Raw genomic sequence first — 9,703 nt, 5'->3', positions numbered from 1 at the left:
TGCCTGCGCAAGCAGGGGAGGTGGCTTGACGCCATCGTGGAATACAAGCGCGCGCTGCAGATCGCTCCCAATTCCAGTGAGCTTTATTACAATATTGCCATGGCGCACGCCGAAGGCAAGGAGTATGAAAACGCCAATCGTTTCATGCTCAAGGCTCTGGGCCTCAATTCCAGTCTTCCCCGCACATCGCCTGTTGTGGCCTACAATATGGCGCAGGTGCTGTCCCTTGGTTATAGTAAGGATAAGGCCAAGCAGGCTGCGGAGATCGCCCTTGAGCTCGATCCTGACTATGAACCGGCAAAAACTTTGCTGGCTCAGCTGAAATCAGCGGAAAATGGCGGCGCTATTTAAGGCGCTGGTTCGCATTTTTCTGTATCGTAAGAGTAAGACCCCGGCCGCAAAAACTGGCCGGGGTCTTTTGCTGCGAGATGTGTTCTTTTTGAGAGCGTTCTCCATCGAGGATGGCCAACCTTGAGCGTTTTTCCTTTGAGGAAGGAGGCAAAACGCGAGGCGGCAGCACAGCGTCGTCCGGCCGAAAGTGAGCGGGAAAAACGCTTTTTTTCGCGAAACGCCGAACCGTACGGTTTGAAACGCGAGGCGTTTCAAACTGAAAATATTTTACGATCTTCAGCCGTCGTCTGGTCATGCTGCGATAACATGGCAATCATATTGCACAAATAAAAAAGCCGCCAGCATCGTGTACTGGCGGCAAACAGGGGAGGACACCCGGTGCTCCGGCTATCCATCCTCTTCAATCTCTAAGGGAGCGGCGTCCAGCTGCTCAGGCCCATGAAAAAGGGCAACATGAACAGGCAGCTCAGTAACAGGCTGATGCTCAGGCCGACCTTATGGCGCAGCGGGGTCTCACTGCGAGTCGTCATGGCCCAGAGCAGGACCGGGACAAGCCAAAGCAATACGCGGATCCCGGCCGTTACGGCATCGCCTGTTTTCAGTATTGACCCCTGCAGTAAACGATACGTTTCCAAGCCGCTGGCAACGAGCAGCAACAGCCAGATGATGCCCCACGCATTGCGTGCCCAGCCGGCACACCAGGGAAGTACTATATTGTAGTGATCGCGGCCATAGTCGTCCTTCTTGCGGCGCAGCAGCAGCCAGACGCAGCCAAAGGCGGCCGGCATGGCGAGCAAGAGGAAGGGGATATAGCAAAGGCTGGTTGCGTAATCCGTTCCCCATACGGGCTGTAATACTTCCAGCAGCGTAATGGTGGTCTCTTCATCATGCGGCAGATTGGTCACAGCCGCAATGCGTAGACAGGCAAGAACGAGCAGCAGGGCAAGAGCGCCTTGCAAGGCGCTGATCACACCTACACCTATATGGATGCCGGGATACTGCGCCAGCGCCTTCCATAACAGAAAATAAATGCAGCTGAAGATGACCGAGAGGCCGAGCACCATCCAGCTGACTTCATGGATCGTGATCAGCAGGCTCCCCCTGGGGATATCCTGTTCAAGGAAATAGAGCCAGACGCGACCGCCCACCAGCAGCGTCCAGCCCAGTCCCTGCCCCAGCATGGATAGCTGCATGGCGCATTTTCCGTAAAAGCTGCGCCGCCGTCTCAGGCTGAGGACCTCGCCGGATACCGTCAGGATACAGGTGCCGCAGAAGGCAAAGAGCATCGACAGCGGAATGATGATGGCTGCGATATCCAGGATATTTTGCAAAACAGGATTATCGGCAAGGAAAGCCTGCATACGACCGCCTTTACTCATAGCGTGAAAGGAAAGTGGATCAGTACAAGAGTACAGAAGGTTTGTGCCTGAAAAAACGTATTGTCGCAAGAGGCAGACATGGCCTTGTCAAAAAAATAAAGAAATTGTCGAATTTTTTTCTGGAAAATGGCGCGACCCGGGGGTAAAGGCTTGCCTTGGTGGCGAAATTTCTTTATTTATTACTGGAAGAACGCCTCATTGGGCAGAGGTTTCTTAAAGTAAAGCTTGAAGTTTTGAATTTTTCCTGTTGAAGAGGAGTGAGGGGAAAAATGAATAAATTGACAGCCCTGTCTTTGGCATGTCTTGTCCTTTCCAGCGGTTGCGGGTACCGCCAGTTGGAAGAGGCCACAGTGGAGAATCGGACCGGCGTACTGGAAAATTCGCAGCGGATTTCCCAACTCGCGCAGCGTGTGGACTCTCTTGATCGGCGGCTCACCACATTGAGTGAGACGACCTATGAAGTGCGCACCCGTCGCGGTGGAAAAACGTCCATGGTGGCTGTCCCGGTGTACAATCCCACCCCGAGCGAGTTGCGCAATCCTGGAGGAGAGCCCGGTGCTCCCGCCGCCGCTCCGGCGGCTCCCGCCCAGCAGGCCAAGGCCGCCAAGCAGGAAGCTCCTGCTTCGCGAGTCATCAATCCTGCCAGCAAGCCCGCTCCCTTCCCCGGTGGGGGAACGGCGCGTCGGCCTGCTGCGCAGCGGCGAGCTCCCGCTGCCCCGGCTGCAGCGCCCGCTGCCGCCAAGGCGCAAGAACCCGCGGACGCTTCCGCGCTCGGTATGCCGCCTGCTATGGCTCCCGCCACGCTGCCTGCCACGTCTCCGGCCCCGGCGACTCCGGCTCCCGCTCCGGCTACTGCGCCTGAGGTCCGGCAACCTGCGCCTTCGCCTGCGTCAGTGACGCCCGGTACGCCCGCCTCTCGCAGAGGCGACGCAACGGTGCCGGTGCCCCAGTTGCCCAGCATGAGCGGTGCGCCGCAGCCTGCGCAGGGCGCGCCTGCCGCTCCGATCCCGGCTGTGCAGCCCCAGCCTTATCCTTCCGCGACGTCTGCCCCGGCCATTTCGTCTTCCCCTCGGACGGAAAATGCCGAATATCAGGCTGCCCTGCAGGTGGTACGCAGCGGTCGCACGGAAGAAGGCATCCAGCGTTTTCGTCAGTTCCTGCAGCAGTATCCGCAAGGCAAGCTTGCGCCCAATGCTGAATACTGGATCGGTGAAGCGCTGTATTCGCAAGGCAAGTTGCAGGAGGCGCTGGGACAGTTCCAGTCCGTCAGCAGCCGTTACCCCGCGCACCACAAGAGTGCTGATGCCATGCTCAAGGCCGGCATGACCATGAGCCGCCTGGGGGATCAGCAGGGAGCGCGCCAGCAGTATCAGCAGGTGCTTGCTCTCTTCCCCAAGTCGGAAGCCGCGAGCAAGATCCGTTCCAGCGGGATCGGCCGCTGATTTGAGCGTACATTGTCACAACATGCCATAGTGCGCTGCCCTCAGTGGCAGGATTTAGACGAGGCTGGCCGCAAGGAATTTTGGGCCAGCCTCGCCTTGCGTCATTGCCGGGGGATCGGCCCGAGGACGCAGGCTACGCTTTTGAAGCGTTTCGGCACGGCCTATCAAGCATTGCAACAGCTTGACCAGTGGCGGACAACAGGGATGCATTCTCCCGTTGCCGCTGAGATGGCGTCCGGGTCGTGGCGAGTGACGGCCAGAAGAGAATGGGATGCGGTGCGACGCCTGTCCACCGGTATCCTCCTATGGAGCGATCCTTTGTATCCCGCCTGTCTCCGCTCCTTGCCGGACGCCCCCATCCTTCTGTACTGTCGTGGCGATATAAGCCTGTTACGCGCGCCCGGAATTGCGGTGGTCGGCGCACGCAAGGCTTCGGAGCAGGGGCTCCGGGTCGCTGCTCACATGGCTCGCTGTCTTTCCGCGTGCGGCATCAGCATCGTTTCGGGGATGGCGCAAGGGATCGATGCCAGTGCGCACGGTGCTGCCCTGCATGAGGTAGGTCGCAGCATCGGGGTGTTGGGAACAGGCATCGACAGGGTCTATCCGCAACGAAATATCGGCCTTTTCTCACGGATGGTGGAGGAGGGCGGCCTTCTCCTGTCTGAGTTTGCTCCGGGCACGCCTCCACTGCCTGAGAATTTTCCCATTCGTAATCGTATCATCAGCGGACTTTCTCTGGGGATACTCGTGGTGGAAGCGGCGACGCGATCCGGTAGTCTGATCACGGCCCGTACGGCGCTTGAACAGAACAGGGAAGTATATGCCGTCCCAGGTCCAGCTTTGGACGAACATTGCTGCGGCGCACAGGAGCTGATCCGTCAGGGAGCGCGACCTGTCTTTTCCGCCGAAGATATTTTACGTGATCTTATCGACCGGCTGCGGCCATACGGGATCGAGCAGTCTGCCTTGGACGAGCAGGTCTTGCTGAGAGCTACGACCGGAGAGCCCCTCGCATCTTCTTCTGGAGAAGAATGTGTCGGCACGGTCGAGATGGAGACTGCGCCAGACCATATGCGGGATAAGGCAGCTTACGCGCACCATGCCGCGATGACGCCGTCGTATGGTTCTTCCTGCTCCCCGGCCTCTGGAGTCGAAGATGCGGCAACAGGCAGCACGAGAGCTTCCGGGCAACCACCATCATCTGTCGTTGAGGATAAGCCTGCCGAGATTTTGCGTTTATTGCGGCAGGGGCCGCTCCATGTGGATGAGCTTGCGTCGGGCCTGCATGTGCGTCCGTCAACTCTGCCTTCGTTGCTGCTGCAACTGGAACTTTCCGGGCGGATACGGCGTCTCCCCGGTGCACGTTATGAGGTGACGCCATGAAGAGCACGCGCCGGGGGCGGCGAGGTGAACGTCTTCCTCAGTTGGAAGGATCGAACTGCCTGGTTTCGGCAGATGAGGGACGGAAAACCTCCGTCGGCAGGTCGGGATGTCCCGCATTGCCGGAACAGCAGATTGAAATGTTGCTGGCTCCCTATCATCTTTGGCTGGAGGCGCAGCGCGGACTGTCTGCGGCAACGGTGCGCGCTTATCTGACCGACCTACGGCAGTTCATGGCATTCCTTGCGGAGCAGGGGGGATCGCCGGAAAGGATTTATTCCGCTGGGAGAAGAGACGTACAGGCTTTTCTGGCCGAACTCTTCCGCCGGGGAGAAGCCAGGTCCTCCATGTCGCGCAAGCTGGCCGCTTTGCGTAGTTTTTTTCAATATGGCTTGCGCATGGGGCACGTGAGGGAAAACCCGGCAAAGGCCGTACGCAACCCCCGGCAGGAGGTCCATCAACCGCGTGTGCTCAATGTCGATGAGATCTTTTCCGTGTTGGACGCCGATAGCGGTACTGACGACGATCCTCTGCGGCATTCGCGGGACAAGGCTTTGGCTGAGCTTCTCTATGGTTCGGGCCTGCGTATTTCCGAGGCTCTGGGCCTGAATGTGGATGATGTGCAGTTGGCAGCAGGTGTAGTGCGTGTCCTCGGCAAGGGGAATCGCGAACGTATGGCCCCCTTGTCCGACAGTTGCGTGCCGGCATTACGGGAATGGCTGGATGACCGGACCTTGCTGGCGGCGGAAGGAGAGGCGGCGCTTTTTGTAGGGATGCGGGGCGGCAGGCGGATGCAACGGCGGGAAGCCGTGCGCAGTATGGATCGTCTGGGCAGTCTGGCAGGAGTGTCGAAACATTTTTCTCCTCATGCGCTGCGCCATTCTTTTGCTACTCATTTGCTGGACGGCGGCGCTGATCTGCGCAGCGTGCAGGAGTTGCTGGGGCATCGGCGTCTGACCACAACACAGCGTTATACGCAGGTCAGCCTTGAGCATCTGATGCGAGTGTATGACGCAGCGCATCCCAAGGCCGCTCCGGACGCCGTGGCGGACACGCCACCTGCCGAATCTCGGAAGACGGACAACAGGCAGTAGGGGAAGTGATGATGCTAGGGACAGGACTCATTATCAGGCAATATGCCTTGATGGAGATGTTTTTATAACTTACTGCCAAATAAATACTCATTTTTATAACATGAGGTATTTCGTTTCCAATCACTCTTACCCAAGTAGCGGGTTTTGGGGAAGATGGGGGAGAGGGGGAAGAACCCCCTTTTTGCCGCGAGCAGCGACCCAAAGGGCGGCCCGCAGGGCCGTGCCTGTTAGGCGACAAAGGAGCCTTACAGGCATCGACAGCAAAGCAAAGGAGTTTCTCTTTTCCCCCTTAAAAAAAACGTAATGAGTCCTGAGCCTAACGGCGTTTAGTCGTCGCGTCTGGATTCTGCAAGGCAGGGATGATGCCGCCGCCCGGCTGGAGGATTTGCAATCCGCGTCAAAATATTGCAAAGACGTGGGACGGGTGATACGCATTGCCCGGAAAAGTCACATATCACCGCTCTCCACGGGGAGCGTTGCAAGGAGTTACCATGTCCGCCTACGTTCTTGGTCATCTGCATCCCGATACCGACAGCATCATTTCAGCCATTGCCGCCGCCGACCTGTATGCCAAGCGGGGATTTGACGTTGTTCCCGCCGCGCAGGGCAAGCCCGCGCCGGAGACGGCCTTTGTTCTGGAGCGTTTCGGGCTGACGGCGCCGCAGATCGTGGAGGACGTCACCGGTCGGGATCTGTATCTCGTGGATTATTCCGATCTGGGGCAAGCCCCTAAGGGGATGGACAGCGCCACGGTCATGGGCATCGTGGACCACCACAAGTTGGGCGACATCACTACGTCCCTTCCTCTTGAAGCATGGATCTGGCCTGTGGGTTGCACCAATACTGTGCTTACCAATATGTACGAATTTTACGGGGTCGAAATCCCCCGCAGCATTGCCGGCGGTATGCTGTGCGCCATCCTTTCCGATACCGTCATGTTCAAATCGCCTACCTGTACGGAGGCGGACAAGAAAGCCGTGGCAAAGCTGGCCGCCATTGCCGGAGTGGAGGATATCATGGCGCTGGGCATGGAAATGTTCCGCGTCAAGAGCGCCGTGGACGGCGCCAGTATGCAGGACCTCGTCTTCCGTGATTTCAAGGACTTTGACATGAACGGCAAGAAGGTCGGCATCGGGCAGCTGGAAGTGGTGGACTTGTCCCTGCTGGATGGCGTCAAGGATGGACTCAAGCAGGAGATTGCCCGCATCAAGGCTGACGGGCGGCACAGCGTGTTCCTGCTGCTGACCGACATCATGAAGGAAGGCTCGGAACTGCTGCTGGCTTCCGATGATCCTTCTGTGGTGGAAAAGGCCTTTGGCGTAAGCTTGTCCGGCGATACGGTCTGGCTGGATGGCGTCATGAGCCGTAAAAAGCAGGTCGTGCCCAATTTCGAAAAAGCTTTCAAGTAACCAAGGGGCTCTCCAGTAGATCGTGGTGAGCTTTGCCGGAAGTCTGAGTTAGCAAAAACCTCCTGCTGCTTGCGGGAGGTTTTTCATTATCTTATCAAGCGCGAAATGCTGCCCACCAGGCAAGAAGAGGCAACAGCAAGGCCAGCAGCAAAGCAACGGCTTGAGGTAGTTGCCGCGTCGGTGCGAAACGACTTTGCCAACCTTTCAGTACGCCAAGCAAAAAGCCTGCCCCAAAGCCGCAGCAATGGGCGAGGTAATCCACATCTTCGCCGCCTGTTCCCAGCATGGAGACAAGAGCCATGCCCGCAGCTAGTGGAATAAGCGCCTTCTTGGGCTGGTAAAGCGTCGCGATGCCGCTCAGGGCGCCGAGCGCCGCAAAGAGTGCCGTGGAAAAGCCCAGACTGATGAAGGCGTGCTGGCGAAAAAGGTAATTGGTCACATTGCCTATCCCCCCGCCCAGTAGACAGATCAGCAATGCATGGCCCGTACCGGCGGCACGTGCCAACATCGGCAGGAAAATCAGGCTGAAGAGGATATTGCCCCAGAGGTGGGGGGCGTCCTGATGCAGGGTCAGGGCAGTGATGAAGCGGTAGTACTCGTCATGTACGGCGATGCGGACGCTGTCGAGTTCTCCCAGACGGCACCAGCGGGAAACATCCGGCCAGGGGAAAGGGCAACGCCACCAACCTTCCCGCCAACCATGCCAGAGCACGAGAGTGAGAGGCAGCAGGGCGGTCCAGCCCGTATGCGCATACGTCGGCGGCACAGGAGAAGAGACCGGCGGTTTTTTCGTTTCCTGCGTTAGGGCTTCCAGTTCGTACCGAGCGATGTCCACATACAACGGTGGCGTGTACAGGTGTTCCCGCCCGGCAAATTTGTCGAAGCGGTAGGGGATATTGCGCGCGCTGAAGAGGAGTTCCCAGTCGCGTTTCTGTAGATAATCGGTAAAGCCTGCGGGCGGGGTAAGGCGGCACCAGAACGCCGGGACAGCGGGAGGGCGTCGACGCAGGCGATAGCGGCGGAGACGCTGATACGAGCGCACGGCAGCGGGACGATATGAAGGAGACATAAAAAAACCCCGGCATTGCTGCCGGGGTATGCATGGCGAACGTCAACGCTTAGGCGTCGGCCTTCTTGCTGGCGGCAGGCTTGGTGACCACGCCGGAACGAATGCAGCGAGTGCAGACGGAAAGGGTGCAGACGGTACCGTCGGCAAACTGGTGGCGCACACGCTGGAGGTTCGGATTGAAGCGACGTTTGGTCTTGATGTTGGAATGGCTCACAAGATTGCCGACCTGAGGCTTCTTGCCGCAGAAAGCGCATTCTTTGCTCATGGTATCCTCCGTATATACAGAAAAACTGATGTTACAAAACTATCGGGTCTTGCCGTCGGAGTCATGGCGCAACGGGAATACCATGACCTTGCAAGGCGTGTATATAGGGGAAGACGAAAAAAAAAGCAAGGAGATTTTTTCAGTTCGCCATTTTTTCTTTCGCTAACGGCCGATTGTGAAAAAAATCATGAAGAAGGGTGCTCGTCGCTCGTAAGTGGCAGGGGCTTACGCAGTATCCGATCCAGAAGGTGAGGGAAGCTGGCGGACAGCCTCCAGAAATCGTTGGAGCCCGCCCGTGGGATCCGCCGCCAGTCCGGCACAGAGTACGGAATGTTCCTTTTTAGATTGAGGAATGGCTGTGACGATCGCTGGAGCAGTGCTGTTTTCTTCAAGTTGGATCCATAGCGGGCAGCCAATGCCGAAAGGCGGCAACGAATCGATATCGGTTGGATCGAGGTCGGGCCGCAACAGGCGCCCCGTGCAGGCTGCGCAGCATGGACAACAGGCTTCGGCATTTCCCGTGATACGGCCCGACAGATGCGGCCGTTCCTTCAACGCTTCCATGCAGGAAAGGATATGATCCATCTGCCGAAAAAAAGCGTCCATGAAGAGCTCGCAACGTGCTTCATCCAAGCCGAGGTCTTCAAGAAAACCCCAGACGCTTTCGCCTGAAAGGCGTTTGTACAAGGGGTGCAAATTTCGCAAGGCCTTGTGGCGCTGCGGGGATAATGACGGAAGGGGGATACTGCTGGTTACCATGCGGGATCCAGAAAGTTACTGACGCGAAAAAACATATGTGGCTCGTACTCGGGCCACCTGAAAACGTGTGAAGTCGAAAGGATACTAGAAAGCGCAGGCAGGCATGTCAATGTAAAGAACGCTCGATTCAAAAGTGAATCAAAGGCGAGGCCTAGGTGTCCGCGCAGAAAAATAGTACGGGACGAACCGTACTGAAAAACTGTCTGGCCTGATTTGTAGTTTTGTTTGTACTGTAAAATGTGGAAAAGTGTCCTGATGATGCGGGAAATGGTAGGGATGTCATGCTGGTTCAAAAATGAAATGATTCATTGCCTCGATGGGCATTTTTGTTGGTAGCGTTCAGCTTGTGATGGTTGCTTGAGTTCGGTTGGAGGGGCGCGTTGAAATGGGCCTAGAAATGGCAATGAGAGGGGTGTTTCCCTGTGTGCTTCCAGTATAATGAATTATTGTCCCATAATGATAATTATGTAAACTTTCGTCGATAAAAATCGTTTTATTTCAATATGTTGGCGTTTTTACCTGCAGCGATCATCCTCTCCCTTCCTTGACCTGTCG

9 protein-coding genes are annotated in these 9,703 nt (G+C 57.2%); 5 read left to right on the top strand and 4 right to left on the bottom strand.

The features are described 5' to 3' along the window. The coding region (locus tag Q0K00_RS00505) for a tetratricopeptide repeat protein (RefSeq protein WP_297226600.1) at positions 1 to 351 on the top strand (351 nt) is incomplete at its 5' end. A 407-nt stretch (positions 352 to 758) separates the two neighbouring features. Here the strand turns inward: Q0K00_RS00505 and Q0K00_RS00500 are convergent. Next, the gene (locus Q0K00_RS00500) at positions 759 to 1,712 is read right to left on the bottom strand and encodes a hypothetical protein (protein WP_297226599.1); all 954 of its coding nucleotides are present in this window, start codon (positions 1,710 to 1,712) and stop codon (positions 759 to 761) included. A 287-nt stretch (positions 1,713 to 1,999) separates the two neighbouring features. Between Q0K00_RS00500 and ybgF the strand changes: the two genes are divergently transcribed. The 4 genes from ybgF (at position 2,000) to Q0K00_RS00480 (ending at position 7,055) form a co-directional block, all read left to right on the top strand. Next, a complete protein-coding gene (gene ybgF, locus Q0K00_RS00495) occupies positions 2,000 to 3,172 on the top strand; it encodes a tol-pal system protein YbgF (RefSeq protein ID WP_297226598.1) in 1,173 nt (390 codons plus the stop codon). A 141-nt stretch (positions 3,173 to 3,313) separates the two neighbouring features. After that, a complete protein-coding gene (gene dprA, locus Q0K00_RS00490) occupies positions 3,314 to 4,555 on the top strand; it encodes a DNA-processing protein DprA (RefSeq protein WP_297226597.1) in 1,242 nt (413 codons plus the stop codon). 137 nt (positions 4,556 to 4,692) lie between these two features. Next, a complete protein-coding gene (locus Q0K00_RS00485) occupies positions 4,693 to 5,646 on the top strand; it encodes a tyrosine recombinase XerC (RefSeq protein WP_297226605.1) in 954 nt (317 codons plus the stop codon). Between the two features lie 491 nt (positions 5,647 to 6,137). Continuing rightward, complete coding sequence (locus Q0K00_RS00480) at positions 6,138 to 7,055, top strand: manganese-dependent inorganic pyrophosphatase (RefSeq protein ID WP_297226596.1); 918 nt, start codon at positions 6,138 to 6,140, stop codon at positions 7,053 to 7,055. Positions 7,056 to 7,149: 94 nt separating this feature from the next. Here Q0K00_RS00480 and Q0K00_RS00475 read toward each other — a convergent pair whose 3' ends face one another. The 3 genes from Q0K00_RS00475 to Q0K00_RS00465 form a co-directional block, all read right to left on the bottom strand. Beyond that, complete coding sequence (locus Q0K00_RS00475) at positions 7,150 to 8,124, bottom strand: rhomboid family intramembrane serine protease (RefSeq protein ID WP_297226595.1); 975 nt, start codon at positions 8,122 to 8,124, stop codon at positions 7,150 to 7,152. Between the two features lie 49 nt (positions 8,125 to 8,173). Next, positions 8,174 to 8,389, bottom strand: a complete 216-nt coding sequence (rpmB, locus tag Q0K00_RS00470) for a 50S ribosomal protein L28 (protein ID WP_297226594.1) — start codon at positions 8,387 to 8,389, stop codon at positions 8,174 to 8,176. 225 nt (positions 8,390 to 8,614) lie between these two features. Continuing rightward, complete coding sequence (locus Q0K00_RS00465) at positions 8,615 to 9,148, bottom strand: hypothetical protein (protein ID WP_297226593.1); 534 nt, start codon at positions 9,146 to 9,148, stop codon at positions 8,615 to 8,617. Positions 9,149 to 9,703: the final 555 nt, after the last annotated feature.

Source organism: uncultured Desulfovibrio sp. (genome assembly GCF_944327235.1).
GTDB lineage: Bacteria > Desulfobacterota > Desulfovibrionia > Desulfovibrionales > Desulfovibrionaceae > Desulfovibrio.
This window is presented reverse-complemented; position numbering and strand designations above follow the sequence as displayed.